At 71.1% G+C, this 26,935-nt stretch carries 17 protein-coding genes; 8 read left to right on the plus strand and 9 right to left on the minus strand.

The window, feature by feature from the left end:
- Positions 1 to 362: 362 nt before the first annotated feature.
- Entirely contained in the window at positions 363 to 1,151 is a 789-nt protein-coding gene (locus tag ABZ396_RS00900; RefSeq protein ID WP_358925819.1) for a hypothetical protein, read from the plus strand.
- A gap of 460 nt (positions 1,152 to 1,611) precedes the next feature.
- Here the strand turns inward: ABZ396_RS00900 and ABZ396_RS00905 are convergent, their stop codons facing one another.
- Positions 1,612 to 2,103, minus strand: coding sequence for a MarR family transcriptional regulator (locus tag ABZ396_RS00905; RefSeq protein WP_358925818.1), 492 nt, complete (start codon positions 2,101 to 2,103; stop codon positions 1,612 to 1,614).
- A 274-nt stretch (positions 2,104 to 2,377) separates the two neighbouring features.
- On the opposite strand from ABZ396_RS00905, the gene ABZ396_RS00910 reads away from it, so the two are divergent.
- Positions 2,378 to 3,184: a lysozyme gene (locus ABZ396_RS00910; protein WP_358925816.1), complete on the plus strand. Its 807-nt coding sequence runs from the start codon at positions 2,378 to 2,380 to the stop codon at positions 3,182 to 3,184.
- 70 nt (positions 3,185 to 3,254) lie between these two features.
- Here the strand turns inward: ABZ396_RS00910 and lon are convergent, their stop codons facing one another.
- Together lon and ABZ396_RS00920 are read right to left on the minus strand one after the other, a co-directional pair.
- Positions 3,255 to 5,678: an endopeptidase La gene (gene lon / locus ABZ396_RS00915; protein ID WP_358925814.1), complete on the minus strand. Its 2,424-nt coding sequence runs from the start codon at positions 5,676 to 5,678 to the stop codon at positions 3,255 to 3,257.
- Positions 5,679 to 5,864: 186 nt separating this feature from the next.
- Positions 5,865 to 8,177, minus strand: a complete 2,313-nt coding sequence (locus ABZ396_RS00920) for a hypothetical protein (protein WP_358925812.1) — start codon at positions 8,175 to 8,177, stop codon at positions 5,865 to 5,867.
- A 211-nt stretch (positions 8,178 to 8,388) separates the two neighbouring features.
- On the opposite strand from ABZ396_RS00920, the gene ABZ396_RS00925 reads away from it, so the two are divergent.
- Both ABZ396_RS00925 and ABZ396_RS00930 read left to right on the plus strand, forming a co-directional pair.
- Positions 8,389 to 8,892: a hypothetical protein gene (locus ABZ396_RS00925; RefSeq protein WP_358925810.1), complete on the plus strand. Its 504-nt coding sequence runs from the start codon at positions 8,389 to 8,391 to the stop codon at positions 8,890 to 8,892.
- A gap of 159 nt (positions 8,893 to 9,051) precedes the next feature.
- Positions 9,052 to 9,210, plus strand: a complete 159-nt coding sequence (locus ABZ396_RS00930; protein WP_358925808.1) for a hypothetical protein — start codon at positions 9,052 to 9,054, stop codon at positions 9,208 to 9,210.
- A gap of 9 nt (positions 9,211 to 9,219) precedes the next feature.
- On the opposite strand, the gene ABZ396_RS00935 is transcribed toward ABZ396_RS00930, so the two are convergent.
- A complete protein-coding gene (locus tag ABZ396_RS00935) occupies positions 9,220 to 9,930 on the minus strand; it encodes a rhomboid-like protein (RefSeq protein ID WP_358925806.1) in 711 nt (236 codons plus the stop codon).
- A 648-nt stretch (positions 9,931 to 10,578) separates the two neighbouring features.
- On the opposite strand from ABZ396_RS00935, the gene ABZ396_RS00940 reads away from it, so the two are divergent.
- The 4 genes from ABZ396_RS00940 to ABZ396_RS00955 all read left to right on the plus strand — a co-directional run bounded on the left by ABZ396_RS00940 (position 10,579) and on the right by ABZ396_RS00955 (position 17,401).
- Positions 10,579 to 11,292, plus strand: a complete 714-nt coding sequence (locus ABZ396_RS00940) for a spermidine synthase (protein WP_358925805.1) — start codon at positions 10,579 to 10,581, stop codon at positions 11,290 to 11,292.
- Positions 11,293 to 11,402: 110 nt separating this feature from the next.
- Complete coding sequence (locus tag ABZ396_RS00945) at positions 11,403 to 12,143, plus strand: response regulator transcription factor (RefSeq protein WP_358925803.1); 741 nt, start codon at positions 11,403 to 11,405, stop codon at positions 12,141 to 12,143.
- Positions 12,140 to 13,246: a HAMP domain-containing sensor histidine kinase gene (locus tag ABZ396_RS00950; protein WP_358925801.1), complete on the plus strand. Its 1,107-nt coding sequence runs from the start codon at positions 12,140 to 12,142 to the stop codon at positions 13,244 to 13,246. Before ABZ396_RS00945 ends, ABZ396_RS00950 begins: the two co-directional genes overlap by 4 nt.
- A 327-nt stretch (positions 13,247 to 13,573) precedes the next feature.
- Positions 13,574 to 17,401, plus strand: coding sequence for a multifunctional oxoglutarate decarboxylase/oxoglutarate dehydrogenase thiamine pyrophosphate-binding subunit/dihydrolipoyllysine-residue succinyltransferase subunit (locus ABZ396_RS00955; RefSeq protein ID WP_359183503.1), 3,828 nt, complete (start codon positions 13,574 to 13,576; stop codon positions 17,399 to 17,401).
- Positions 17,402 to 17,467: 66 nt separating this feature from the next.
- On the opposite strand, the gene fxsT is transcribed toward ABZ396_RS00955, so the two are convergent.
- The 5 genes from fxsT to ABZ396_RS00980 all read right to left on the minus strand — a co-directional run bounded on the left by fxsT (position 17,468) and on the right by ABZ396_RS00980 (position 26,928).
- Positions 17,468 to 20,476 (minus strand): FxSxx-COOH system tetratricopeptide repeat protein, encoded by a 3,009-nt coding sequence (gene fxsT / locus ABZ396_RS00960; protein WP_358919110.1) that lies wholly within the window; start codon positions 20,474 to 20,476, stop codon positions 17,468 to 17,470.
- A gap of 121 nt (positions 20,477 to 20,597) precedes the next feature.
- Complete coding sequence (locus ABZ396_RS00965) at positions 20,598 to 21,995, minus strand: HEXXH motif-containing putative peptide modification protein (protein WP_358919282.1); 1,398 nt, start codon at positions 21,993 to 21,995, stop codon at positions 20,598 to 20,600.
- Positions 21,995 to 23,149: an FxsB family cyclophane-forming radical SAM/SPASM peptide maturase gene (locus ABZ396_RS00970; protein ID WP_358919112.1), complete on the minus strand. Its 1,155-nt coding sequence runs from the start codon at positions 23,147 to 23,149 to the stop codon at positions 21,995 to 21,997. Before ABZ396_RS00970 ends, ABZ396_RS00965 begins: the two co-directional genes overlap by 1 nt.
- 168 nt (positions 23,150 to 23,317) lie before the next feature.
- Positions 23,318 to 23,512 carry an FxSxx-COOH cyclophane-containing RiPP peptide gene (gene fxsA, locus ABZ396_RS00975; RefSeq protein WP_358919113.1) on the minus strand — a complete coding sequence of 65 codons (195 nt, stop codon included), beginning with the start codon at positions 23,510 to 23,512 and terminating at the stop codon, positions 23,318 to 23,320.
- Positions 23,513 to 23,538: 26 nt separating this feature from the next.
- A complete protein-coding gene (locus ABZ396_RS00980; RefSeq protein WP_358919115.1) occupies positions 23,539 to 26,928 on the minus strand; it encodes an SAV_2336 N-terminal domain-related protein in 3,390 nt (1,129 codons plus the stop codon).
- Positions 26,929 to 26,935: the final 7 nt, after the last annotated feature.

Below are 26,935 nucleotides of genomic sequence, written 5' to 3' on the forward strand. Positions count from 1 at the left end.
AGGGGCCGGGTGGCACCCCGTCATATTCCCCGGCATTCGGTGCCAAGTGGTGCGCGCACCCGATACGTACGGTCCCCGACCCTCCCAGCGTCGGTGGGCGGTGGTCTCGCATCAGCTGAGCCGCCACCCGAAGGAGTGAACATCGGAGGGGAGTTGGCGGGCAAGTTCCAGCGGACTGTGCGGGGCGCTTTCCCGGCGGGCCGGTTGGACGCGGGCGACAGGCTTTGGCAGTATTCGCCACCACGCCTTCCCGGAGTGCGCCATTCCACCCCAAAACAGGCGGCTGACCTGCGAGACCGCGTGAATTCCCGGGCGCTTGCCAGCCTGGGGAAGATCGTGAAGAGGTCGTGCAGACTGGCCGAATGCGTACTGAAGTCGTTTCGGAACCCGGCGCCCCCGACCGCCCCAACGAGGACTTCGCCGGTGTCGGACTTCCCGCCTCGGGACAGGGAGGTTGCGCCATCGTCCTGGACGGGGTCACCCCGCCGAAGGACGGAACCGGATGTCTGCATTCCGTCCCCTGGTTCACCGCGCGACTGGGTGGCGCGCTGACCGAACTGACCGTTTCGCGACGAGATCTGACGCTGCGGGAGGTCCTCGAACGGGCGATTCGCCGCACTGCTGTCGCACACGGTGACACCTGTGACCTTTCTCACCCGCGCACGCCCCAGGCAACGGTCGTCCTGACCCGCTGGTCCGAGGAGACCGTGGAGTACCTGGTCCTGTCCGACTCCGCGCTGCTCCTCCGCTCCCCCGGCGGCACGGTCACCCCGGTCCTGGACGACCGGCTCGACCGCGTCCCCCGCACCTCGCTGGCCTCGGACGCGATCGCCGACGCCACGGTCCGCAACAAGGAGGGCGGCTTCTTCACGGCCGCCGCCGACCCCTCGGTCGCGGCCCGCGCGGTCACCGGGAGCGTGCCCCGGCACCGGGTCGGCGCCCTGGCCGCCCTCACGGACGGTGCGACCCGCTGGACGGAGAAGTTCCGCGAGGGAGACTGGGCGGCCCTCTTCGACGTCGTACGCAAGGAGGGCGCGCGGGCGCTGGTCGACCGGGTACGGGAACTGGAGGCGGCCGACCGGGAGAAGCGGGCGTTCCTGAGGCGGGGCAAGACACACGACGACGCGACGGTGGTGTACGTCGAACTGTGAGGAGCCCGTCGGCTCCGGAGACCTCCTGCCGGGAACTCTCCGCGCCGTAGGCGTCCACCGACAGCCACTCTGTCGGGAGGCCCCGTGCTACAGCCCACTGCCGGGGGCCTCCGCCGGGAGGCCCTACCGGAAACTCTCTGCCGCAAGGCCCGTGCCGGGGAGGCCCCTGCCGACAGCCCTCTGCCGGAAGCCCTCCGCCAGGAGCCCTTGACGCAAGCACCCCGCCCGGGAGGCCTTTGCCGATAGCCCGCTACCTGGGAGCACTCCGCCCGCAAGGCCCTCCGCCGGCAGCCCTCTCCGCCCGGAAGCGTCTGCCGGAAGCCCCTGCCGCGCGCCCTCCGCCGGACGCCTCTGCCCAACCTGCCCAGAAGAAGCCCTCCACAGGGACGCTTCCCCCCTGCCGAGGTCTTTCCCAGCGCCCTTTCCGGGGGTGACCCTCGGCCGGGGGAGGCTGGTGGGGCTACTTCTCCATGACGCCGTTCAGCTGGTGGAGGAGGCGGGCCAGTTCGGCGACCTCCCGGCGGGGCCAGTGGGCGAGCTGGCTGACGTAACGGCCGCGGCGCGCCTCGCGGACCGTGCCGACCCGGCGCCGGCCCTCGTCGGTGAGAGCCACCAGCCAGGCCCGTCCGTCGGCCGGGTCGGGCTCGCGGGCGATCAGCCCGAGCTCCTCCAGGGCCCGCAGCTGGCGGGACATGGTGGCCTTGCCGACACCGATGTAGGCGGCCAGTTCGGTGGCGCGCTGGCCGCCGCACTCGTCGAGCCGGACGAGCAGACCGTACGCGGCGGACTCCAGGTCGGGGTGGACCTCGCGGGCCATCTCCCCCTGGTTGGCCCGGGCGCGCCGCAGCAGAACCGTCAACTCGCGTTCCAGAGTTAGGAATTCCTGGTCTGCACCACTTGGCGTCAAACCGGCGGCGGCGCGCTGTTCGTCGCCCTTTTCGTCCTCGTGCACGTCAGCACCCCTGATCGGTTTCGCAGTCCTGAAAGTTTCCGTCAAACCCCGTCATCGCCGCAGCTCGCCCAGTATTTCGCAGGCGTAGACCAACGGCAGCCTCCGGACCCCCTTCCCCGGCGCCTTCTACGTGCGTAGCGTCATTGGCAGGCAATCGATGGCATGCCCACGCCAGCGATTGGCGTCGTGCCGTGTGACCCAGCGTCGTGTCGCGCCCCTCTTGCCGACCGTCTCTGGCATATCTGGGACCCCACCTCACCCACGGAGGCACGTCATGCCCTTGCACAGACCCGCCCCCACTCTCCTCACCGCACTGCTCGCGCTGCTGCTCGCGGCGATCTCCCTGACCCCGGCCCACGCCGACACGGGCTCCCCCGCCCGCGGTTCGGCGTACATGGGCATGGGCGTCCTGGCCCACGACGGTCAGAGCGGTAGGCCCAAAAGCGGCGACGCCACCCAGACCGAGGGCGTCGACGTCTCCGGCTACCAGGGCAACGTCGCCTGGTCGACCCTGTGGAACAGCGGGGTCAGATGGGCCTACACCAAGGCCACGGAAGGCACCTACTACACGAACCCCTACTTCGCCCCGCAGTACAACGGCTCCTACAACGTAGGCATGGTCCGTGGCGCCTACCACTTCGCGACCCCTGACACCACGAGCGGCGCCACCCAGGCCAACTACTTCGTCGACCACGGCGGCGGCTGGTCCAAGGACGGCAAGACCCTCCCCGGCGCCCTCGACATCGAGTGGAACCCGTACGGCGCAGCGTGCTACGGCAAATCGGCGAGCGGGATGGTCAGCTGGATCGCCGACTTCCTGAACACGTACAAGGCACGGACGGGCCGGGACGCCGTCATCTACACGGCCACCAGCTGGTGGACCGACTGCACCGGCAACTACGGCGGCTTCGCCGCCAGCAACCCGCTGTGGATCGCCCGGTACGCCTCGGACGTCGGGACGCTGCCGGCCGGATGGTCCTACTACACGATGTGGCAGTACACCTCGTCCGGTCCCACCGTCGGGGACCACGACAGGTTCAACGGCGCCCTGGACCGGGTCGTCGCACTCGCCAACGGCTGACCGGCCGGCACAGGGCGAAGGCCCGGGCCTCCTCGCGGGGGCCCGGGCCTTCTTCATCCGGCAGCGTCCGTCACGCCGCTACCGGAACCTCCGGCGACGCGCCGTTCGTGGCGGGCGCGAGCGCCAGCTCCAGGACCTGGCGGACGTCGGTGACGGCGTGGACGTCGAGCTTGTCCAGCACCTCCGCCGGGACGTCGTCCAGGTCGGCTTCGTTGCGCTTGGGGATGATGACGGTCGTCACCCCGGCGCGCTGGGCGGCGAGCAGCTTCTGCTTCACGCCGCCGATGGGCAGGACCCGGCCGGTCAGCGAGACCTCACCGGTCATCGCCACGTCCGTGCGGACCAGACGGCCCGACAGGAGGGACGCGAGGGCCGTCGTCATGGTGACGCCGGCGCTCGGGCCGTCCTTCGGGACCGCGCCCGCCGGGAAGTGGATGTGCACGCCCCGGTCCTTCAGGTCGCCCACTGGGAGTTCCAGTTCGGCGCCGTGGGAGCGGAGGAAGGACAGGGCGATCCGGGCCGACTCCTTCATGACATCGCCCAGCTGACCGGTGAGGGTCAGCCCCGCCGCGCCCGTCTCCGGGTCGGCGAGGGACGCCTCGACGAAGAGGACGTCTCCGCCGGCGCCGGTGACCGCGAGCCCCGTCGCCACGCCCGGGACCGCCGTACGGCGTTCGGCCGGGTCCTGGGCGGACTCGGGCACGTGGTGCGGCCGGCCGATCAGGGCGCGCAGGTCCTCGTCCCTGATCGTGAACGGCAGCTTCCGCTCGCCCAGTTCGTGCTGGGCCGCGACCTTGCGCAGCAGCCGGGCGATCGACCGCTCCAGGGTGCGGACGCCCGCCTCGCGCGTGTACTCGCCGGCGAGCTTGCGCAGCGCGCTCTCGTCGAGGACGACCTCACCCTGGTCGATACCGGCCCGCTCCAGCTGGCGCGGGAGCAGGTGGTCACGGGCGATGACGACCTTCTCGTCCTCTGTGTAACCGTCCAGGCGGACCAGCTCCATACGGTCGAGCAGGGCCTCCGGGATGGCCTCCAGGACGTTGGCGGTGGCGAGGAAGACGACGTCGGACAGGTCGAGTTCGACTTCCAGGTAGTGGTCGCGGAAGGTGTGGTTCTGCGCCGGGTCCAGGACTTCGAGCAGGGCGGCCGCCGGGTCGCCCCGGAAGTCGGACCCCACCTTGTCGATCTCGTCGAGGAGGACGACCGGGTTCATCGAACCGGCCTCCTTGACGGCGCGGACGATCCGGCCGGGCAGCGCACCCACGTACGTACGGCGGTGACCGCGGATCTCGGCCTCGTCACGGACGCCGCCGAGGGCGACGCGGACGAACTTGCGGCCCATGGCGTGGGCGACCGACTCCCCGAGGCTGGTCTTGCCGACACCGGGCGGGCCGACGAGGGCGAGGACGGCACCGCCACGGCGGCCGCCGATGACCCCGAGCCCCCGGTCGCTACGGCGCTTGCGCACCGCCAGGTACTCGGTGATCCGCTCCTTCACGTCCTCAAGGCCGGCGTGCTCGGCGTCCAGGATCGCCTTGGCGCCCTGGATGTCGTACACGTCCTCGGTCCGCTCGTTCCACGGAAGTTCGAGGACGGTGTCCAGCCAGGTACGGATCCACGAGCCCTCGGGCGACTGGTCGCTGGACCGCTCCAGCTTGTCGACCTCCTTCAACGCCGCTTCCCGCACCTTCTCGGGCAGATCGGCGGCCTCGACGCGGGCGCGGTAGTCGTCGGACTCCTCGGCCGAATCCTTGGAGTTCTCGCCGTTCAGCTCGCGCAGCTCCTTGCGGACGGCTTCGAGCTGGCGGCGGAGCAGGAACTCGCGCTGCTGCTTGTCGACGCCCTCCTGGACGTCCTTGGCGATGGTCTCGGCCACGTCCTGCTCGGCGAGATGGTCGCGCAACTGCTGGGTGGCGAGCTTCAGCCGGGCGACCGGGTCGGCGGTCTCAAGGAGTTCGACCTTCTGCTCGGTGGTCAGGAAGGGCGAGTAACCGGAGTTGTCGGCGAGCGCGGAGACGTCGTCGATGGCCTGCACACGGTCTACGACCTGCCAGGCGCCGCGCTTGCGCAGCCAGGCGGTGGCGAGGGCCTTGTACTCCTTGACCAGTTCGGTGACATGACCGGGCACCGGGTCCGGGACGTTCTCCTCGATGCGGGTGCCCTCCACCCACAGGGCGGCACCCGGGCCGGTGGTACCGGCGCCGATGCGGACGCGGTAACGGCCGCGGATCAGTGCGCCGGGGTCACCGTCGGCGAGCCGGCCGACCTGCTCCACGGTGCCGAGCACACCGGTGCCGGGGTAGGTCCCGTCGATCCGCGGCACCAGCAGCACCCTGGGCTTGCCGGGCTCGGTACGGGCGGCGGCCTGTGCCGCTTCCACAGCGGCGCGTACATCGGGGTCCTTCAGGTCCAGCGGGACCACCATCCCAGGCAGCACGACCTCGCCGTCGAGCGGCAGCACAGGGAGGGTGAGTGATGCGGACGTCGAAGCCATGATCTCCCCTTCGGCATTGAACTTGAGCTATGCCGACTCAATGCACGTGAGCCTCGGAATGTTCCCGGGTGGCGTTCGCTCTGAGCGATCGACACGAAGCGGGTCGTACGCGGGATCGAGACGAGAGGGCCCGTACGCGGACAGCGCGCACGGGCCCTCTGATGTTCCTCTTGCTTTCCCGGTTGCCTACTCCTGGGCGGTCCTGCGCCGGCGCATCCACCAGACCAGGACCGCGCCGGCCGCCACGACAGCGGCGGCGATGCCGCTGAACAGGCCGATCGGTGTCTCGTTGCCGGTGTGGGCGAGGTCGCCGCCGGGCTCGGCGGGTGCGGGCGTCCCGGGGGCAGTGGCCCCGGCGGTGGGGGTCGGGGTGGAGGTGCCGCCGCCACCGTTGTGGCTCGGGGAGGGGGTTGGCTTGGAGCTGTGCGTCGGAGTCGGGGTCGGCGTCGGCTGCCCGCCGCCGGTGTCGTCGGCCTGAGTGTTGCCGCCGAGGAGAACCTGTCCGGTCACGTCGGTGCTGTCGGCGTAGGTCTTCACGCTGGTCTGCGTCTGCCGGGGCAGATAGCGGTGCTGGGCGGTGAAGCGGACCGCGCTGACGTTGTGCTTGGGCTGCTTGGACAGGTCGACACCGCCCACGAGATAGACCTGTACGGTGCCGTTCGCCGGGACGTCGTACTGGAACTCACCGTGGGTGTAGATGTACCGGTACTTCTGGAACAGGGCCTCGCGCGTCCAGTTCTGGTTGGGGGCGCGCAGCGGCCAGCGGGAGACATCGCCGCTGTTGATGATCCCGTGGTAGTCCGTGGGCTGCCGGGCGTCCTGCTGCCGGATGTACTCGGCGGCGACCCGGGCGGTGTAGACGCGCCGCAGGTCAGCGTACTGCGGCGCGGTGTTGACGGTCTTCTCGACGGCGGGGACGATCAGCCGGTCGACGACGCGCTGGGCCGCCTTGGTCTCGGCCTCGTCCGGGGTGCAGATCGGGGTGCCCGGACCGGGGGTGACCGTGGTCTGGGCGGTCGACTTCAGGGCCAGCGGGGTGTCGAGGATGTAGATGCCCCCGTTCTGCTCGCGGACCTGCGCGGTCTTGGGTTCGATCCAGTTGCGCAGGCCCGGCAGGCAGGGGTAGCCGTTCTGCTTCGGCAGTTCGGCCCAGAACTCCTTGCCGAGGTCGGTCTTGGGGTCCATGGCCGCGTAGAAGTCGTGCTTCATCTGGAGGTCGGCCTCAAGGAGCACCCGCCCGGCATCGGTCTTGCCGAACTTGGCGTCCATGATCCGGTCGGGCTGGTCCGGGTTGAGATTGACCCAGAACTTGTCCGGAGTCAGGGCGAGCCAGGTGAAGAAGGCGTCGGAGACGAGCTGGGCCTTGGTCTGGCCTCCCGAGCCGTGCTGCTCGGCGGGGTCCTCCTGGGCGCTGAACGCGAAGTCGACGCCCTTGCCCTTGACCGGCTTGCCGATGTACTTCAGGTCCAGGGTGGAGAAGTCGACGCCGCCCACGCCGCGCGGCAGGCCGCCGGGGTTGGCCAGCCTGACCCGCTCCAGCTGCTTCGCCATGTCCGCCGGAGTAGGCCGCGACTGGCGGATGAGGTCGGTGGCGCCGCCGCGGCTGGTGCCGGACTGACCGGGCGGCTGCAGCAGACCGCTGGTGGCCCGCTGACCGCCCTTCGGGGCGAGCTCCACCCGGTCAGAGAGGTAGTTGTACTCGGTGACCCGGTTCGCGCCGGCGCTCTGCCGCAGCTGGCTGAGGAAGTTCTTCGCGTCGGTCTTCTGCGGCTCGGCGAAGACGTACTTGAGCTTGGAGTCCTTCCATGCCGGGTCCTTGGCCCAGGCGAGGTCCTTGGGCTTCTGCACGGCCTCCGGGGAGCCGTTGGACTTGATCTCCAGGATCTGCCTGGTCCGCGCGTTGTAGGCGTCGAGCTTGCGCCGGTAGGTCTTGCCGGTCTCGGGGTCCTTGAACTCCACCTCCTTCTGGCAGATCCAGTCCGGGCCGACCAGCCCGTGGTCCTGGACCACCTTCCGCTCGAAGGCGTAACCGCGCGGATAGTTGCCGGAGTTGGGGATGTACTTGGCGTCCCGCCAGTCGGTGAAGTCCGCCCAGGTGGCGGGGCTCTTCTTCCGGGCCTGGAGCCAGGTCCACCAGATCCGGTCGACCGGCTTGGACTTGGGCGGCTGTGTGGCCAGCCCGCTCAGCCGGTCGACGTCCGCCTGGGACGGCGCCTGGAGACCGTCCCACTGTCTGCCCGGGTTGACGTACTCGTAGGTGTCCTGCTGCGCGGTCGCGCGCGAGGCGTCGTATTGCGGCAGGTCGACTCTGGGCCGGGTGCCGCTGGATATGCCGTACATCTCGTCGCAGCGCTTGCCCGGGTCCAGTGGCTTTGCTGCCGGGGCGGCGTGTGCGGTGGTCAGCCCGGCCAGGCCGGTGACGGCCAGGACCGAGGCACACGCGAGCGCGAATGCGGTGCGCCGTGGAGGGCGCCTGTGTCCCCTTCGTATGAACGACATCACGGTTTGCGTTTCCCCCTGGGGGCCCAGCGGGGCAGAACTCATGCGGCGCCACGGGCCCCCGTGCAGTGAGTGGCGCCACAGAGCGGCCCCACACTAGGGACTGCCGTGGGCCGGCAAAGGGGGAATCCTCGACGTGTCCCACAGTCGACCCCGTTTCCTCACAGGTTCCTTACAGGCACACGCGTGGTCGGGCTTACCGTCGGTGGCTATGACGGACGAGGAGTACGAGAGCCTTCGGGAGCTGGACCGGCTACGGTCGGACAATCCGCTGCTGAACGGCTGGCTGGAGTCGATGCGGGAGCGGTTCCCCGCCTGGAGCGAACGGCACGGCGGCGGCTGGGACTTCACCGTCGAGTCCCTCGCCCGCCTCCAGGACCTGGTGCGCACGGCTTACGACGGCAGCTGCGCACGGGCCGGCGCCGACCAGGACAGCGACTTCCTTCAAGTCGCCTCCTGGTACGTGGGAGAGGTCCACAACCGGCATTACGGCTCGGTCTGGCAGTGGCACCCCGACTCCCTCACCGCCACCCCACCCGTCCACGCCTTCGTCATCCAGCCGTTCGACAGGCTGGAGGACTTCCCCGACCCGGACGGCATCGAGGAGGACGCCCGCCCGGCCTACACCCCGCTGGACCGCCTGTGCGGCTTCCTGCTCCCGGACAACGGCGACCTGGTCGAGGACACCCGGATCCACGAGCCACCGCAGGTGTGACCGGCGTGCCGTACGGCAGGTCACGACGCGGCCGGCATCACCCCGGACACCCCGCGCGACGGCCACTCGCTCCTGGACACCCGCAACGACCGCACCCACCTCCTCGCCGAGTGGTGGGGGAACCGGCACGGGACCAGGAGCCGATCCACACGTGGGCCCGTGCCGGGCGACGGCGAGGTCCTCTTCCGCGAGTCCTACGACCTGGCCGCCGACCCGTACCAGCTCACCGACCGCCTGCACGGCACGACCCGGAAGCAGGAACAGACCCTGGGCATACCGGAACTGGCGAAGGGCCTGGCGGCGGCGCGCCACGCCTGATCCGCTGCGTCACGCGGCGGTGATACCGGCCGGGACCTCAGCCTGGTGCCGCTCCCGGTACCAGCGCCGTACCACCGGCCAGAGTCCCGTCCCGATCGCCAGCGAGATCAGATGGCCCCAGTCGGTGATCGGGTCCTCGAAGGCGATGAGGTCCGTGAGCAGGCTGTAGCCGACCAGGGCGAGCAGGGGCCAGCGCAGCCAGGGGGTGAGCAGGCCGGAAAGTGCACCGATGCTGGCGGCCACACCGAAGCTGATGCCGTAGTCGAGGCGGTGCAGGGAGGTGCCGGGGAGGTCGCCGACGAGGACCGCGAGGCCGACCGGGACCTCGGTGGCAAGGGTGGCCAGCACGTGGCCCGCGAGGAAGACGAGGATCGCCCGGGCGCCCCCTATCCGCCGTTCCAGCGCGGTCAGGACGAGCATGAAGGCGAGGGCGTACGGGGAGAGAAGACCGCCCGCGACCCACAGCGCGCTCGCCAGCAGGACGAAGACCGGGGTGCGCAGGAGGTGGGCGACGTCGGTGCTGGAGTCCTGGTAGATGGCGTGCAGGAGGCCGGGGCTGGCGTAGTCGGCGAAGAGCGAGGTGAGGGCGAGGATCGCCGTGTAGGCGAAGGTGACCGGGGTGCCGGCGGGGGTGGGAAGCAGGCGCCAGGGCCGGACGCGCGGGGCGGGGCGCGGGATCTTGGTGAGGGGACCCGCGACCGGACCACGCTGCCGCGGCACACCATCCAGCAGAGCGGCTACCTCCCCGGCCGGAAGAGGTCCCGACGAAGCCGCCGGAAGGCGCCCGGGCGAGGGAGCCGGGAGAGAGCCCGGCGGAGCGGCCGGAGGAGGAGCGGGCGAGGCGGCCGGAAGAGGCCCCGGTGAGGCGGCCGAGAGGCTCCCGGGCGAGGAGGCCGGAAGGCGGCCGAGCGAGGAGGCCGGAAGAAGCCCCGGCGAAGCGGCCGGAAGAGGCCCCGGCGAGAGATGCGGGAGGGAGCCCGGCGAAGCGGCCGGAGGAGGAGCGGGCGAAGCCGTCGGAAGAGGCCTCGCTGAGGCGGCCGGGAAGGGGCCGGGCGAAGCGACCGGGAGAGGCTCGGGCGTGGGCGTTGATGCGGCCCTCGCGGTCCGTTCCACGGTGAGGCGCTCCTTCCGTTTCGCTCCACCCTTCGCCGTCCCACAAGTCGCTGTCTATGACCGAGGCCACGCGGGGAGCGATTCACAGGATTTTCTGAAGAACCATGAGGGGGCGGGAGGAACCCTATGAGCCACCTCCAGCCACGGCCCGGCACGAAGCGCCGGGCGGCCCCTCGAACGAGTGACGCCCGTGCGACCGACCGACACCCGTAATTCGCGTGGCCGCAAAGCCCTGTTGGGGGCAGGATGGCGGTCATGACTAGCGCGGCCTCCACGCACGACAGCAGTCCCGCGACCCTGGACCGCGGTCGCCCCGTTGTCCTGGACCGGCGCGAAGGGCCGTACGGCGAGGTCGTCCTGCGCAGACACGGCGGGCTGCTGCAGATCATCGCCAACGGCTGCTTCCTGATGGACACCTCCGACGGACGCTCGGAGCGGTTGCTCATGGACGCCGCCCGGGAGGCCCTGGACGGCCGGGCGGAGCCGGCGGTGCTGATCGGCGGGCTCGGTGTCGGCTTCTCGCTCGCGCACGCCGCGCGGGATCCCCGTTGGGGGCGGATCACGGTCGTCGAACGGGAGCCGGCGATCGTCGACTGGCACCGGGACGGCCCGCTGTCCTTTCTCTCCGCGCGCGCGTTCGCCGATCCGCGCACGGCGCTCGTCGAGGACGATCTCGTCGCGTACGTCAATGAGACTTCCGACACATTCGACGCGCTGTGCCTGGACATCGACAACGGGCCCGGCTGGACCGTCGACGAGGAGAACGAGGGCCTCTATTCGCCGGCCGGACTCGCAAGCTGCGCAAGGGTGTTGAGACCGGGCGGGGTACTCGCCGTATGGTCGGCGCAGCCCTCTGCGGAATTCGAAGAAACCTTGTGGAATGCCGGGTTCAAACAGGTGCGTACCGAAGAGATCCCGGTTGCCCGGGGCGTTCCGGACGTCGTTCACCTTGCCGTCCGCCCTGGATAGCGGGTGCGCCTCCTGTCCCCGTAATGTGCATCCCTGACGCGGATCATTCAAGCGTCAATCGCAGTCATGGGATCACCCCACTGGTTCCGGAAAGCACACAGGGGCGGGCGATGGAGCAGACACACACCTCCCACAACGGCACGGCGGCGGCGACTCCGGGCGCTCAGCGCCGGGTTCTGGTCGTCGAGGACGACCCCACGATCGTCGACGCCATCGCGGCCCGCCTGCGCGCCGAGGGATTTCTCGTGCAAACAGCGGGCGACGGCCCGGCCGCCGTCGACACCGCCGAGGCCTGGCAGCCCGATCTGCTGATCCTCGACATCATGCTGCCCGGCTTCGACGGTCTGGAGGTCTGCCGGCGGGTGCAGGCCCAGCGGCCGGTGCCGGTGCTGATGCTCACCGCGCGGGACGACGAGACCGACATGCTGGTCGGCCTCGGGGTCGGCGCCGACGACTACATGACCAAGCCGTTCTCCATGCGGGAGCTGGCGGCCCGGGTGCACGTCCTGCTGCGCCGGGTGGAGCGGGCGGCCATCGCGGCCTCCACCCCCCGGTCCGGCATCCTGCGCCTCGGCGAGCTGGAGATCGACCACGCGCAGCGCCGGGTGCGGGTGCGCAGCGAGGACGTGCACCTCACGCCGACCGAGTTCGACCTGCTGGTGTGCCTGGCCAACACCCCGCGCGCGGTGCTCTCCCGCGAGCAGCTGCTCGCCGAGGTGTGGGACTGGGCGGACGCCTCCGGCACCCGGACCGTCGACAGCCACATCAAGGCGCTGCGGCGGAAGATCGGCGCCGAGCGGATCCGCACCGTGCACGGTGTGGGCTACGCGCTGGAGACACCGACGCCATGAGCGCCGGGCCGGCCGGACCGAGAGGCCCCGAGGAAGAGCCCTGGGGTGCCGTACGCCCGTTCTCGATCAAGACCAAGCTCGGCGCCCTGGTCGTCGTCTCGGTCCTGATCACCACGGGTCTGTCGATGATCGCGGTGCACACCAAGACGGAGCTGCGCTTCATCACGGTCTTCTCGATGATCGCCACACTGCTGATAACGCAGTTCGTGGCGCATTCGCTCACCGCGCCGCTGGACGACATGAACGCGGTGGCCCGGTCCATCTCGCAGGGCGACTACACACGCCGGGTGCGCGAGAACCGGCGGGACGAGCTGGGCGACCTGGCCGAGACGATCAATGTCATGGCCGACGAGCTGGAGGCCCAGGACCACCAGCGCAAGGAGCTGGTGGCGAACGTCTCGCACGAGCTGCGCACGCCCATCGCGGGCCTGCGGGCCGTGCTGGAGAACGTCGTCGACGGCATCGCCGAGCCGGACACCGAGACCATGCGCACGGCCCTGAAGCAGACCGAGCGCCTCGGACGCCTTGTGGAGACCCTGCTGGACCTCTCCCGCCTCGACAACGGCGTCGTACCGCTGCGGCAGCGCCGCTTCGAGGTGTGGCCGTACCTCTCGGGCGTGCTGAAGGAGGCCAACATGGTCGCCGGGGCGCGCGGCCTGGCCTCGAACTCCGGCAGCCACACCCGCACGGACGTCCATCTGCATCTGGACGTCTCCCCGCCGGAGCTGACCGCGCACGCCGACCCGGAGCGCATCCACCAGGTCATGGCGAACCTCATCGACAACGCGGTCAAGCACAGCCCGCCGCACGGCCGGGTGACCGTGAAGGCGCGGCGCGGGCCGCGGCCGGAGTCGCTGGAGCTGGAGGTCCTGGACGAGGGCCCCGGCATTCCGCGCTCGGAGTGGCACCGCGTCTTCGAGCGTTTCAACCGGGGAGCCGTACGGCGTCCGCACGGGCCGGGCAGCGACGGCGGCACCGGGCTGGGTCTGGCGATCGCCCGGTGGGCGGTGGATCTGCACGGCGGCCGGATAGGCGTGGCCGAATCCGAGGGTGGTTGCAGGATTATCGTCACCCTCCCAGGGCTTTCATCCGTGCCAAGTTGACGTAAAGTTCGATCCGGAGCCTCAAGATCCACCTGTGGTCCGCGCGGGCGTCCGCGCAGCCGGACACGTGTGATCAGGCCTCGGCGTCCGCGCACGTCGCGACGCGGGTCGAAGTGAGGTGATCACCGGCGTGGCGGAGCCATGCCCGATCGGGTCCTCTCCCGGCGGAACTACGCTTGTTTCCCGCCATTTCAAGCCCCGAAACACAGTTTCCGATGTGACTTACACGACGATGAACCGGCCCGACCTGACCTTCGCGGTCTTGGAGGCGTAGCCTTGATTCCCGCTGTCCATCACCTTGTGAAGCGGAAGAGGGCGGTTGCCGCCGTGTCGCCACAGTCCCCCAGTAACTCGAGCATCTCGACCGACGCAGACCAAGCGGGCAAGAATCCCGCAGCCGCGTTCGGTCCGAACGAGTGGCTCGTCGATGAGATCTATCAGCAGTACCTCCAGGACCCGAATTCGGTAGACCGAGCCTGGTGGGACTTCTTCGCCGACTACAAGCCGGGGGCGCCCGCCGCCTCGGCTCCGGCGGGTACCGCGGCCGCGGGGGCCGCGGGCACCACGACGCCCGCGCCGGCGCAGCAGGCCGCGGCCCCGGCCGCGCCGGCGCCCACCACGCCCGCTCCCGCCGCTCAGGCGCCCGCCCAGGCTGCTCCGGCCGCCCAGGCCGCGCCCAAGGCCGCAGCGCCCTCTCCGGCGCCCGCGAAGCCCGCCGCGGCCGCTCCGGCCCCGGCCGCCGCCAAGCCGGCCGCAGCGAAGGCCGCGCCCGCCGCCGAGACGCCCGAGGGTCCCGAGCTGGTCACCCTGCGTGGCCCGTCCGCCGCCGTCGCGAAGAACATGAACGCCTCGCTGGAGCTGCCGACGGCCACCTCGGTCCGCGCGGTCCCGGTGAAGCTGCTGTTCGACAACCGGATCGTCATCAACAACCACCTGAAGCGCGCCCGGGGCGGGAAGATCTCCTTCACGCACCTGATCGGCTTCGCGATGGTCCAGGCCATCAAGGCCATGCCGTCGATGAACTGGTCGTTCGGCGAGAAGGACGGCAAGCCGACCCTGGTCAAGCCGCCGCACGTCAACCTGGGTCTCGCCATCGACCTGGTGAAGCCCAACGGCGACCGCCAGCTGGTCGTCGCGGCCATCAAGAAGGCCGAGACGCTGAACTTCTTCGAGTTCTGGCAGGCCTACGAGGACATCGTCCGTCGCGCCCGCGACAACAAGCTGACGATGGACGACTTCACCGGTGTCACGGTCTCCCTGACCAACCCCGGCGGCCTCGGCACCGTCCACTCGGTCCCGCGTCTGATGCCCGGCCAGTCCGTGATCATGGGCGTCGGCTCCATGGACTACCCGGCGGAGTTCCAGGGCACCAGCCAGGACACCCTGAACAAGCTCGGCATCTCGAAGGTCATGACGCTCACGTCGACCTACGACCACCGGGTGATCCAGGGCGCCGCCTCCGGCGAGTTCCTGCGCGCGGTCGCGAACCTCCTGCTCGGCGAGAACGGCTTCTACGACGACATCTTCGAGGCCCTGCGCATCCCCTACGAGCCGGTCCGCTGGCTGCGGGACATCGACGCCTCGCACGACGACGACGTCACCAAGGCCGCCCGTGTCTTCGAGCTGATCCACTCCTACCGGGTCCGCGGCCACGTCATGGCCGACACCGACCCGCTGGAGTACAAGCAGCGCAAGCACCCCGACCTGGACATCGTCGAGCACGGCCTCACCCTGTGGGACCTGGAGCGCGAGTTCGCCGTCGGCGGCTTCGCCGGCAAGTCGATGATGAAGCTGCGCGACATCCTCGGCGTGCTGCGTGACTCGTACTGCCGCACCACCGGCATCGAGTTCATGCACATCCAGGACCCCAAGCAGCGCAAGTGGATCCAGGACCGCGTGGAGCGCCCGCACTCCAAGATGGAGCGCGAGGAGCAGCTGCGGATCCTGCGCCGGCTGAACGCGGCGGAGGCCTTCGAGACCTTCCTGCAGACGAAGTACGTCGGCCAGAAGCGTTTCTCCCTGGAGGGCGGCGAGTCCGTCATCCCGCTGCTGGACTCGGTGCTGGACTCGGCCGCCGAGTCCCGCCTCGACGAGATCATCATCGGTATGGCCCACCGCGGCCGCCTGAACGTGCTCGCCAACATCGTCGGCAAGTCGTACGCCCAGATCTTCCGCGAGTTCGAGGGCAACCTCGACCCGAAGTCGATGCACGGCTCCGGCGACGTGAAGTACCACCTGGGCGCCGAGGGCACCTTCACCGGCCTGGACGGCGAGCAGATCAAGGTCTCGCTGGCCGCCAACCCGTCCCACCTGGAGACGGTCGACCCGGTCATCGAGGGCATCGCCCGCGCCAAGCAGGACATCATCAACAAGGGCGGCACGGACTTCACGGTGCTGCCGGTGGCGATCCACGGCGACGCGGCCTTCGCGGGCCAGGGCGTGGTGGCCGAGACCCTGAACATGTCGCAGCTGCGCGGCTACCGCACCGGCGGCACGGTCCACATCGTCATCAACAACCAGGTCGGGTTCACCGCGGCCCCTGAGTCCTCGCGCTCGTCGATGTACGCGACGGACGTGGCGAGGATGATCGAGGCCCCGATCTTCCACGTCAACGGCGACGACCCCGAGGCGGTCGTCCGTGTGGCCCGGCTGGCCTTCGAGTTCCGCCAGGCGTTCAACAAGGACGTGGTGATCGACCTCATCTGCTACCGCCGTCGCGGACACAACGAGTCGGACAACCCGGCCTTCACCCAGCCGCTGATGTACGACCTGATCGACAAGAAGCGCTCGGTGCGCAAGCTCTACACCGAGTCCCTGATCGGTCGCGGCGACATCACCCTGGAAGAGGCCGAGCAGGCCCTGCAGGACTACCAGGGCCAGCTGGAGAAGGTCTTCACGGAGGTCCGCGAGGCCACCTCGCAGCCGGCCGTCGCGGACGTCCAGGCACCGCAGGACGGCTTCCCGATCGCCGTCCCGACGGCCATCTCCACGGAGGTCCTGAAGCGGATCGCCGAGTCCCAGGTCAACATCCCGGACTACTTCACCGTCCACCCGCGTCTGCTGCCGCAGTTGCAGCGCCGGGCGGCGATGATCGAGGACGGCACCATCGACTGGGGCATGGGCGAGACCCTGGCCATCGGCTCGCTGCTGATGGAGGGCACCCCGGTCCGGCTCTCCGGCCAGGACTCCCAGCGCGGCACCTTCGGCCAGCGCCACGCGGTCCTGATCGACCGGGAGACGGGCGCCGACTACACCCCGCTCCTCTACCTGTCCGAGGACCAGGCCCGCTACAACGTCTACAACTCGCTGCTCTCCGAGTACGCGGTGATGGGCTTCGAGTACGGCTACTCGCTCGCCCGTCCGGACGCGCTGGTGATGTGGGAGGCCCAGTTCGGCGACTTCGCCAACGGCGCCCAGTCGGTCCTCGACGAGTACATCTCGGCGGCGGAGCAGAAGTGGGGCCAGACTTCTGGCGTCACCCTCCTCCTCCCGCACGGCTACGAGGGCCAGGGCCCGGACCACTCCTCGGCCCGTATCGAGCGCTACCTCCAGCTGTGCGCGCAGAACAACATGACGGTCGCGATGCCGACCCTCCCGTCGAACTACTTCCACCTCCTGCGGTGGCAGGTGCACAACCCGCACCACAAGCCGCTGGTCGTCTTCACCCCGAAGTCGATGCTGCGCCTCAAGGCCGCGGCGTCGAAGGCGGAGGAGTTCACGAGCGGGCAGTTCCGCCCGGTCATCGGCGACGCCTCGGTCGACCCGAGCGCGGTCCGCAAGGTCGTCTTCTGCACCGGCAAGGTCTACTACGACCTGGAGGCCGAGCGTCAGAAGCGCGGCGTCACGGACACGGCGATCATCCGCCTCGAGCGCCTGTACCCGCTGCCGGGTGCGGAGCTCCAGGCCGAGGTCAACAAGTACCCGAACGCCGAGAAGTACCTGTGGACCCAGGAGGAGCCGGCGAACCAGGGCGCCTGGCCGTTCATCGCCCTCAACCTGATCGACCACCTGGACCTGGCGGTCGGCGCGGACATCCCGGCCGGCGAACGCCTGCGCCGCATCTCCCGCCCGCACTCCTCGTCGCCGGCGGTGGGCTCGGCGAAGCGCCACCAGGCGGAGCAGGAGCAGCTGGTGCGTGAGGTGTTCGAGGCGTAAGCCTCCGGCACACACGCCGAAGGGCCCGGCCCCCGCTGCGGGGGCCGGGCCCTTCGGTGTGTTACGTCAGCTGGCCTGGGGTTCGAAGTCCCAGTACGGGCGGTTGCGGGCGCGGGCGGAGATGGTGTGGACGTGCTGCTTGCCCAGGGTCGTCTCCAGGTCGGCCAGGGCCTCCTGCTCGGTCTTCTCCGCCTGCTGACGAGAGCGCAGCCCACGCAGATCGGCCGCGTAGGCGACCCGGGCGGAGAGAGTGAGCGGGTGGGTGCGGCCGAGAGTCTCGGTGGCCCGGGCGATGATGATTCTGCTCAGTTCGGCGGCGGACTCCGTCTCACCGATCAGGTTGCGCAGGGCGGTGGCGTTGATGGCGCAGCCGAGCGTGTAGGGGTGGTTCTCGCCCACGGCCGCGGTCATGTCGGCCAACGCCTGCTCGATCAGCACATGGGCGTGTTCGCGCTCGCCGACGTTGCGCAGAACCAGTGCCTGGTTGGCACGAGCGCCGATGATGAACGGGTGTCCTTCCGGGAGCAGTTGCTCATACCGGGCCAGGACGGACTCGCTGGTCTCGCGGGCCAGGTCGATGTCACCGTGCTCACGGTTGAAGCAGCTGTGGCTCACGGCGGCGGACAGGGTGAGCAGGTGCCGGTCGCCGAGTTTGCGTTCGAACCCTTCCAGCACCCTCGTGAGCAGCTTTCCGGCTGCGACGCGGTCGCCGCTCCGGAGCATGCAGAGCGCCAGATTGTGCTCGGCGCGCAGGGTGTCCTGGTTGCTCTCGCCCGCGACGATCCGGTACTCGCGTACGTTCCTGGCCTGGGCCGACTCGGCCTCGGCATAGCGGCCCAGCAGCCTGAGACCGATCGCGAACGACACCTCGGAGAAGAGCGTCCACAGATGACGGTTCGTCAGGAAGAGTCGGCGTTGCTCCAGGGTCTGCTGGTCGATGTCCAGGGCTTCCTTGTACCGGCCCATCAGCCTCAGGGTGAAGCCCCAGTTGTTCAGCGCGTTGAGAGTGCGCGAGTCCTGCTCGCCGAGGAGTTCCCGGTAGGTGGGATACAGCTGTTCGTCCAGTGCGAGGGCCTCGTCGTAGCGGCCGAGAGCACGGACGTCGGCGGCCAGTCCGCTGAGCACGCGCAGATAGTCGAGATCGCGTTCGCCCCGCTCCTGCCGCAGCCGCTCCGCCGCCGCCCGTTCGATGGCCTCCGTCTCTTCCAGCATTCCCGCCGCGCGCAGCAGGTTGGCGTAGTGGTAGGTCACGTCCCAGACCCGCGGGTGCGACTCGCCCAGCAGCTCACGCCAGATGTCCAGGGCTCGCCGGCCGAGCTTCCAGCCCGCGGTGTACTCGCCCGCGAAGTACATGTAGCGCAGGCAGTTGAGGACCAGGGTCTGTACCTTGCGGTCCCCGCTGTTGAGGACGTCGGCGTGTTTCAGGTGCGGCACGAGCTCCGCGTACGCCTCCCAGTTACGGGTGTCGGTGGGGCGGCCGGGGTCGGCCTCGGCCAGCGCCCGCCGCACCACGTCGACGAACTCCCGCCGGTCCTCCTCCGGCATGTCCTTGCCGACGGCCTGGTGGACCATCCGGTGCAGGTACACCGACTCCCCGGGCGAGGGGGCCTCGTCCGCGCCGACCTCGTGGGACTCCAGCCGGACCACGGAGTACTGCCGTAGCTGGTTGATCGCCTTGTTCCACAGCAGCGGATCGTCGAGCAGTCCGGTGAGCTGTTCGGGCAGTTCGTCGTGGGACATCTCCCGCAGCATGCGTACGGGGATGAAGCCCGGGGCGAAGAACGTGCACAGCCGGAGGAGGGCGACCGACTCCGGGACCGTGTCGCGGAGCTTGTTCAGCAGTATCGACCACGCGGTCTGGAAGGTCAGCGGGAAGTCGGCGGACACCCGCACGACGTCCTGGTCGACGCCGTCCTCCAGCAGCGCGATGTAGTCGTCGACGGTCAGGTCGGAGTCGTTGAGCCAGCCGGCCGTCTGGTCCAGCAGCAGCGGCAGGTCCTCCAGGGCCTCGGCGAGCTGGTCGGCCTCCTGCTCCGACAGCCTGGCCGCGCGGCGCCGGATGAAGGCGACCGACTCGTCCCGGTCGTAGACCCGCACTTCGAGCAGTTTGCTGTTGTGCTCACTCCACTCGGGGTTCCGGGAGGTGATGAGCACGTGCCCGGGGCCGGTCGGGACCAGGTCCCAGACCTGGTCGGGTTCGTCGGCGCCGTCCAGGATCAGCAGCCAGCGGGAGAAGGGATTGCCCCGGCGCAGGGAGTCTCGGACCGCGCGGAGCCGCTCGCCGTACTCGTCACCCGTCGACAGACCTAGTTTCGGGGCGAGTTCGGCCAGCAGCCGGCGGTAGGTGGCCCTGTTCTCCGCGTTGACCCACCAGACCACGTCGTACTCGGAACCGAAGCGGTACACGTATTCGGCCGCGAGCTGGGTCTTGCCCACACCGGACATACCGTGCAATGTCATTACGCCCGCGCCCGGTTCGCTGCTCTGGAGCAGGTGGTACGCCTCGCTCAGCAGCGGCTCGCGACCGGTGAAGCGGGTGTTGCGGCGCGGTACACCGCCCCACACCTCGGGCATGGCGGCGGGGAAGCGGGGTCCGCGAGTGTTGCCGTCCGCCGCCGGCCGCCCGTCGGTCGGCAGGTCCAGTCGGTCCAGGAGGCGCCGCTCGGCCTCGTCGGCTCCCATGTTGGTCAGGTCGACCGGGGCCAGCACGGCGATGGCCGACGGCACGGAGGCGTTGGTGACGGAGACGGCCGCGAACTTGGCGGGATCGGGTCCGACGACCTCGCGCAGCGCCGCGTTCCACTCCTCGAAGGTCCGGGGACCGAGCTGGAAGTACCGCTCACTCACCAGGATCAGGACTCGGCCCTCCGCCAGGGAGAGGCCGCGCAGGAGGTCCACCAGGCTCTCCTCCGCCGGGGAGTCCCAGCGCACGTAGGCGACCCGGACTCCGCGCCGCTCCAGCCTGTCCCCGATCCACGCCGCCCAGGCCCGGTTGAACCCGGCGAAGCTGATCGTGACGGTCTGCCTCGCAGCCCCCCTCTCGGTCGGCCTGACCGGCGTACGAGTTTCAGACATGCGACGGCCTCCACGCGTAGTCTTAAAATCCTAGAACTTCGGCGCAGTTCTGGGGAGTACGGCGACTTCGGAACCAGCACCTCGGCTGGTCGATCTTTGCGCAGTGGGACCTGAGAAGTCGTCATTTCCGGGATTCACCACGAGGTTGACGCTGTGTCCACAGCGTACGAGCCGCCTTGACGTACGCCTGCGCACGCGCCGTGTGCCCCCGGGGCGCGGGATGCGCCGCGAGCCGTTCGTGGGTGGCGGCCATCGCGTCGACGAACCGCCGGCCGGCCGGCGTGAGGTCCGGCGAGCCGACCAACGCGGGCAGGGCCGCCCCGACCTGGGCGTGGTAGCGCGCGTACTCGGCCCACGCGCCCTCGCTCCGCGCCGGGCCCGCGGCGAGCGCCCGGCGCTGGAAGAAGTCCGCGAGGGCCAGGTGCGAGTATGCGCCCTGCAGCAGCCCGTCGTACGGCCGAGGGTCGGGGCGCCAGGGAGCGAAGTACCGGGCCGCCGTGCCCGCCCGGTGCAGTTCGACCATCTCGCTCAGCGCCACCAGCTTGGCGTGCTGCAGTTCGTGGACGAGGGTCGCCGCGAAGGCGACCGGGGTGACCGGGGGGGTGCTGAACAGGGCACCGAACGCCTCGGGCCGGGTTCCGCTGCACCTGCTCCGGCTCCCCGCCCCGGGCGGCAACTCCATCGGGACCACACAGCGCAGCAGCGCCAGCGCCTCCGTGAGCCGTCCCTCGCCGCCGCCGCGCAGCGCGGCGGCCGTGCCGGTCCAGGACTGCAGCCACCGCTTCCGCTCGGAGTCGTCCGGGCCCGCCGGACCGCCGAGCGCGTGCCGGCCGGGTTCGCGGGGTGGGGCGCGATAGGGATCGAGGTCGTCCAGGGGCATGGACGCGGCGCCGGGGACCAGGCCTGGCAGCGCGTACGCCGATGTCCAGGCGAGCGATCCGGACCAGGCGCCGTTGTCGCTCTCCAGGTGGACAGCGACCTGACCGAGCGTCATCGTGCCTTGCTCGTACGTCGCTTCGACTCGCGTATGGCCCTGCTCGGGTGTGTGCAGGCTGCCCAGTGACGGAAGGACCAGGATCCCGTGGCCGGCCGTCAGCTCCGAAGTGAAGGGGATTCCGGCACGGGCTGCGGCGACGGCCGCCACAGCGCTGAAGTAGGCCAGATCACAGGCGAGTTCATGGCGCTGTTCATCGGTCGGGACGCCGGTACGCGGGTCGAGGAGGGTCAGGCAGCGGCGGGCCCAAGGGCCGAGCAGCGGATAGCCGAGCCGGGTCCGTGCCGGGGAGCCGGGGGCGGCAGCCCGGTCCGCCGCCGCCAGCAGCGCCCAGTCCTCCTTCAGCCTGGCCTTCGACCTCGGCGGGCAGAGCGCCGGATCCGCCGCCTCCGCCGCGTCCAGCACCGCCCGCAGCAGGAGCAGTCGCCGCGTGTCCTGGTCCCGGACCAGCAGGGTGAGCGTCTCGGCGCCACCCTCCGTGCGCCCGAGATCGGCGAGGGCCGCGTCCGGGACCGCCGGAAAGATCACGGGGTGCCCCCTTCGGGAGAGGCCACGGCGGGCACCGCGTCCGCGGCGAGCCGGCCGGCCACATGTCGGATGAAACGCTCGAGATCGGCGCAGTACACCGAGGGGTTGCGGAAGCCGTGCCCGGCCCGGTACCGGTGGGCATAGTGGCCGCCGCCGCATACGGACAGCAGTGGGCAGGACCGGCAGTCGTCGGAGAGGGCCGCCGCGCCCGCCTGCCGTGCGGCGACCCCCGGGTGCCGTAGCGCTTCGTCGAAGGCGTGCCGGAAGATGTCCAGGCCCGTCCGCGCCGCCCCCTCGTAGGCCGATTTCAACGAGTCGACCTGCTCGATCGAACCGTCGGTCTCCACCACGAGCGCATCGAAGGGTGACAGGCCAAGGGATTCGGTGGCTGCCGGTAACCCCAGCAGCAGCGCCAGGCAATCCTCGAAGAGCCGCACGCGCGTCTCCCGCCGCCCGCCCGCCCACCAGCGGTCGAAGACGGCGCACAGCCAGTCGCCGTGACGGGCGCCGCCCCAGTGCGGCGGCGGTGTCGACCAGTTGCCGTGCGGGAGCAGTAAGTCCATTGCGGGCGGCCGGAGTTCGAGCAGGCTGTCGTACGTCTCCACCGGATCCAGCGTGGGGTCGACGACGGTCAGGATGCCCGCGTACGACTCCGGGAAGCGTCCGGCGAGCAGGCGCGCCCCGCGTTCGGCGGCGGGCCAGGACGGCCGGCCGGCGTGGTCGACGCGACGCGCGTTGTGCTCGGGGCGCCCGCCGTCGAGGCTGATGCCGACCTGGATGCCGTGCCGGGCCAGGACGCTCAGGCGGCCCTCGGTGAGGAGGGTGGCGTTGGTCTGGACGGTGGGACGGACCGTGCAGTCCGCCGGTACGCGCGCGCGTACGGCTTCGGTGAAGCGGGCGAGGGTGTCGACGCCCGCCAGCAGGGGCTCTCCGCCGTGCAGCACCAGGGAGACCGTGGTCAGGCCGTGGCTGCGGGCGTGTTCGGCGATACGGTCGGCGGTGCGGTCCAGGACCGTGGCCGAGGCGGTGGCGGGGCGGGTGCGCCAGGTGTGGTCCGGGCCCTCGTAGAGGTAACAGTAGGTGCAGGCCAGGTTGCAGCGGCCGTGCACCTTCACAATGAACTGGCGGAAGGGGTGACCGGTCGTAGACACTCCAGCACCCCCATGCCGTACGCCTTTTCACCCGTATCAGGCCGCATTCCCGGTGGGAGACGGGATGCAAACCCGATGCGATCGAAGTCGCCTTGATCTGTCTCTATTTGACCGAACGCAACCGCCTTTCACTGCGCCATGTGGCTCACAGCGCGCGCCCTGTGCCCTTCACATCGCGCTGTTGAAGCCCCAGAGCATCTCGCCCGGCCGTTCCGCCCGTTCGCGCAGCCCCTCCAACACCTCGCGCAGCACAGGGTGCTGAACAGTCCTCAGCTCGTCCAGGTCCAGGTCCAGCAGCTCCGGCAACGGCTCACCGGCCACCGGCCCACCCCTCACCCGTGACGTGTCGTCCCGTCCGCTCATGTCCCGTTCCTCTCCGTCTTCCGCGCTCACTCCAACGCCGCGAGCCGCCGCGCCGTGTCGTCGGCCGTAGGCTCCCCCGTGCCCAGCGTGCCCTCCGGCAGCCGCGACCACTGCGTCCGGGCGGACCGGTAGGCCTCGCGGGCGGCCCGTGGGCGGGCGGCCGCCTCATAGGACATACCCCGCCAGTGGTGCGCCTGCGCGCCCAGCACCACCGCTTCCTGGCGGCGGCGTTCGGTGCGGGCCGTCCCCTCCGCCTCCCGGGCGGACTCGGCGGCGAGGCGGAACGCGTCCACCGCCTCGTCGAGCCGGGTCGCACGGCCCAGGCTGCGGTAGGCCTCGTACTGCGCCTGCCCCAGCTCAAGACGGCAGTGGGCGGCCAGCAGCGGGGCGTCCGCCTCGTCCGCCTCGTCCGCCGCCAGCCCGAAGAGATACTCCGCCTCGCGGAGGTCGACGCGGTCGCCGCGCAGCCGGTAGCGCAGGATCAGGGCGCGGCCGAGCAACAGCAGCCGGTGACCGAGCTCGCGGTTCCCCGTGGAGGTCTCCCGGCGGCAGTCCCGCAGTACCCGGATCGCCTGCGACAACGGCGCCGAGGCGCGGTCACCGGTCTCCGACTCCGCCCGGCGCAGCAGGGCCTCGCCCCATTCGGCGAGGACCTGGGAGTACTCGGCGTCGTCCCGCGGCATCTCCGCGGCAGCGCTCGCGAACGCGGCGGCCGCCTCGTGGAGTTCGCGCGGGTCGCCCGACTCGGCGTACCGGGCGACCCGGATGCGCCCTGCCCGCAGATGCAGGGCGGCCCGCTGGCCGCGCCTCCGCGTGACCTCCAGTGCCTCGTCGACCCGGTTCTGGGCCTCGTCCAGGGCGGCGCCCGCGCGCAGTAGGGCGTCCACCAGGTCGAGCCGCACCCTGACCCGGTCCGCGGCCTCCGGAGCGGCCTCCAGAGCCTCGCGCAGCGACCGGGAGGCCTGCTCCGCGTAGCCGCGGGCCTGCTCGGGGTCGGTCGTCGCGTCCGACAAGCGCAGCAGGATCCGGCCGTGGGCCAACGGCAGTTCGGGCGGGCGGTGCCGGCGGTCCGGCCAGGCGTCGGCGAACGCCTCCAGCATGCCGACCGCGCTCTGCAGCAGCGCGCTGTCGCCGCCCAGCCTCCACTGCGCCTCCAGCGCGCCGACTCGCTCCAGTGTCAGCCGCAGCGCCTCCCGCTGATCGAGGTCGGGGGCACCGCAGGCCACCGCGTACTCCCGGTCGGCGCGGCGCAGCAGGTCGAGGGCGCCTGTCCGGTCGCCGCGCCGCCTGCGATCAGTGGCGGCGGCCACCAACACCCGTGCCATAACGGCCCGTTCGCGCCGGGCATGCGGGTGGGCCACGGCCCGCTCCGCCGCCCCCTCGGCCTCGCGCAGCAGATCGGTGCCGCCGCCCTGCACCTCCCACAGGCGCAGGGTGCAGTGCGCGTACTCCGCCCACAGCTCCGGGTCCGCCCCCACCGGCTCCTCGTGCCCGGTGGCGCCGCGCAGCAGCTGGACGGCGTCGATCAGGTCCTGCACCATGCCCTCGGCGTCGAACCGGGCGAGCAGGCCGCGGGCCCGGTCGACCGCCTGGTGGGCGGGGCGTTCGCCCGGTCGTGCGGCGGTGTCGCGGCCGCCGTAGAGGCGGAACTGTTCGGGCAGCGGCATGAAGCGCTCCAGCACGCGGGCGGCGACCTCGGCGAAGGGCTGCGGGACCGGGGTCGGGTCGCCGCTGTCTCCGTTGCGCGCCGGGTAGCCGGTGCCCGGCGGGGTGTACGGCCGCCCGGAGCCGCCGTTGCCCAGTTGGGCGAGGGCGAGGGCCGGGAAGTTGGGGCCACCCTTGCCGAAGCGCTGCTCGATGTACTCGGAGCAGTGCTTGAGGACGAGAAGGGCCTCGTCGCGGCCGAGCGTGGAGAGCAGCGCCTCCTGGACCTCGGGTTCCATCTCGTACCAGTGGGTGCCGTCGGCGCCGTAGTCCTCGCGGGCGCGGGTGGCCAGGCCGCCGAGCAGGACCTCGGCGAGTTCGGCGGGGCCGGAGTCGGGCAGCATGGTCCGCTGGACCAGTTGCATCACCGGGAGGCAGAGCGGGGCGGCGGCCAGGTAGACGGCGAGACGGCCGGCGCTCGGGGAGGCGACGGACTGGAACCTGCTGACCCGCTCGATCGGCGACAGCGTGCGCCCGGCGCGTACGGCCTGAGCGGGCGGCTGGTCCGCGCGCACCCAGCCCACCGCGCCCGCCACCGGCCCGGCGCCGACCCCGGACAGCAGCCTCGCCCACGCCCCGAGCGCCACCGACTCGGGCGGCAGCACCGGCACCGGTACGGCGCCCCGCGGCCCGCTGGAGGCGGCACCGGCCGGGGTGCGCACCCGCAGCGCGGTGGCGCCGCCCAGCGTCTCGCCGCGGCTGAGCTCGCCGTAGGTCACGGGCAGCCGGGTGCGGCTCCACATCCGCTGCGGCAGCGGCTGGAGCACGGCGACCGGGGCCTGCCGGGAGAGGTGGTGCAGCAGCCGGTGCGCGCGGCCGCTGTGCCACAACGGTCCGGCGCAGTCGCTGATCAGGACGGTGATACGGCGCCCGGTCGGGTCGCTGAGGCGGTCGGCGCTGTGCAGCGGGGCCGCGTGCACGTCCGCGCTGCGGCTGACCGCGGCCTCGCCGTCGGGGCCGGTGTGCAGATGGCTGATCTGGATGTCGCCGAAGGCGCCCAACTGGCCGAAGACCTGCACCAGTTCCGCGAACATCCGGTCCCAGACCCGCATCGACGGGGAGGCCTCCAGGACCAGTTGGAGCCGGGCGTCACCCCGGGTCACCGCACGGTACACGGGCAGGATCAGACCGCCCGCGCGTGCGCTGTGCTCGGCGGTCCCCGTCTCGTCCAGTTCGGTGCGCAGGGGCGGCGCGGCGCTGCGATAGGCCTGCAACGGCCGCAAAGCGCGCTGGAGTTCGAGTGGCGCGGGCAGCGCGGGGGCGGCGGGTACGCCGACCGGCAGCCCGGCGACCCGGCCGGCCCGCCCGCGGTGCCCGGCGCCGTGCTGCTGCGGCACGGGGTACAGGGAGGCACGGCGATCGGCTCCGCCGGTCTCGGAGGCGGCCGGTGACTGCCGCGGCGGCCGGCTCGCGCCATCCGTGGACGGAGTGTCCCCCTGCGGGTCCTTCGGCGGTACCACGGTCCCCTTCGGCAGGCCGCCGCCGGACCCGGGCACCTCCTGCTCCTCCTGCGCCTCGACGGCGGGCCGCGCCCACCGGGCCAGCCAGAGGGCGTCGCTCAGCCCCTCGGTATCCGGGTCGAGCCCGACCTCCCGCAGCCGGCGGACGAGTTCGGCCAGGGGGTCGCCGTCACCGGTGGGCAGGTCCGGCTCGCCCGGCGCCCGGTCCGGGTCGGCTGGGATCGGACCGTGTCGCGGCGCTGCGTCCGGCATCAGCGAC

The organism is Streptomyces sp. NPDC005866 (assembly GCF_040629895.1).
GTDB lineage: Bacteria > Actinomycetota > Actinomycetes > Streptomycetales > Streptomycetaceae > Streptomyces.

Bases quoted from the DNA above. Each gene is read 5' to 3' on its own strand.
- ABZ396_RS00900 (WP_358925819.1), top strand. From the start codon at position 363: ATGCGTACTGAAGTCGTTTCGGAACCCGGCGCCCCCGACCGCCCCAAC.
- fxsA (WP_358919113.1), bottom strand. From the start codon at position 23,512: ATGAGCGGACGGGACGACACGTCACGGGTGAGGGGTGGGCCGGTGGCC.
- ABZ396_RS00940 (WP_358925805.1), top strand. From the start codon at position 10,579: ATGACTAGCGCGGCCTCCACGCACGACAGCAGTCCCGCGACCCTGGAC.
- ABZ396_RS00925 (WP_358925810.1), top strand. From the start codon at position 8,389: ATGACGGACGAGGAGTACGAGAGCCTTCGGGAGCTGGACCGGCTACGG.
- ABZ396_RS00920 (WP_358925812.1), bottom strand. From the start codon at position 8,177: ATGTCGTTCATACGAAGGGGACACAGGCGCCCTCCACGGCGCACCGCA.
- lon (WP_358925814.1), bottom strand. From the start codon at position 5,678: ATGGCTTCGACGTCCGCATCACTCACCCTCCCTGTGCTGCCGCTCGAC.
- ABZ396_RS00945 (WP_358925803.1), top strand. From the start codon at position 11,403: ATGGAGCAGACACACACCTCCCACAACGGCACGGCGGCGGCGACTCCG.
- ABZ396_RS00950 (WP_358925801.1), top strand. From the start codon at position 12,140: ATGAGCGCCGGGCCGGCCGGACCGAGAGGCCCCGAGGAAGAGCCCTGG.
- ABZ396_RS00980 (WP_358919115.1), bottom strand. From the start codon at position 26,928: ATGCCGGACGCAGCGCCGCGACACGGTCCGATCCCAGCCGACCCGGAC.
- fxsT (WP_358919110.1), bottom strand. From the start codon at position 20,476: ATGTCTGAAACTCGTACGCCGGTCAGGCCGACCGAGAGGGGGGCTGCG.
- ABZ396_RS00910 (WP_358925816.1), top strand. From the start codon at position 2,378: ATGCCCTTGCACAGACCCGCCCCCACTCTCCTCACCGCACTGCTCGCG.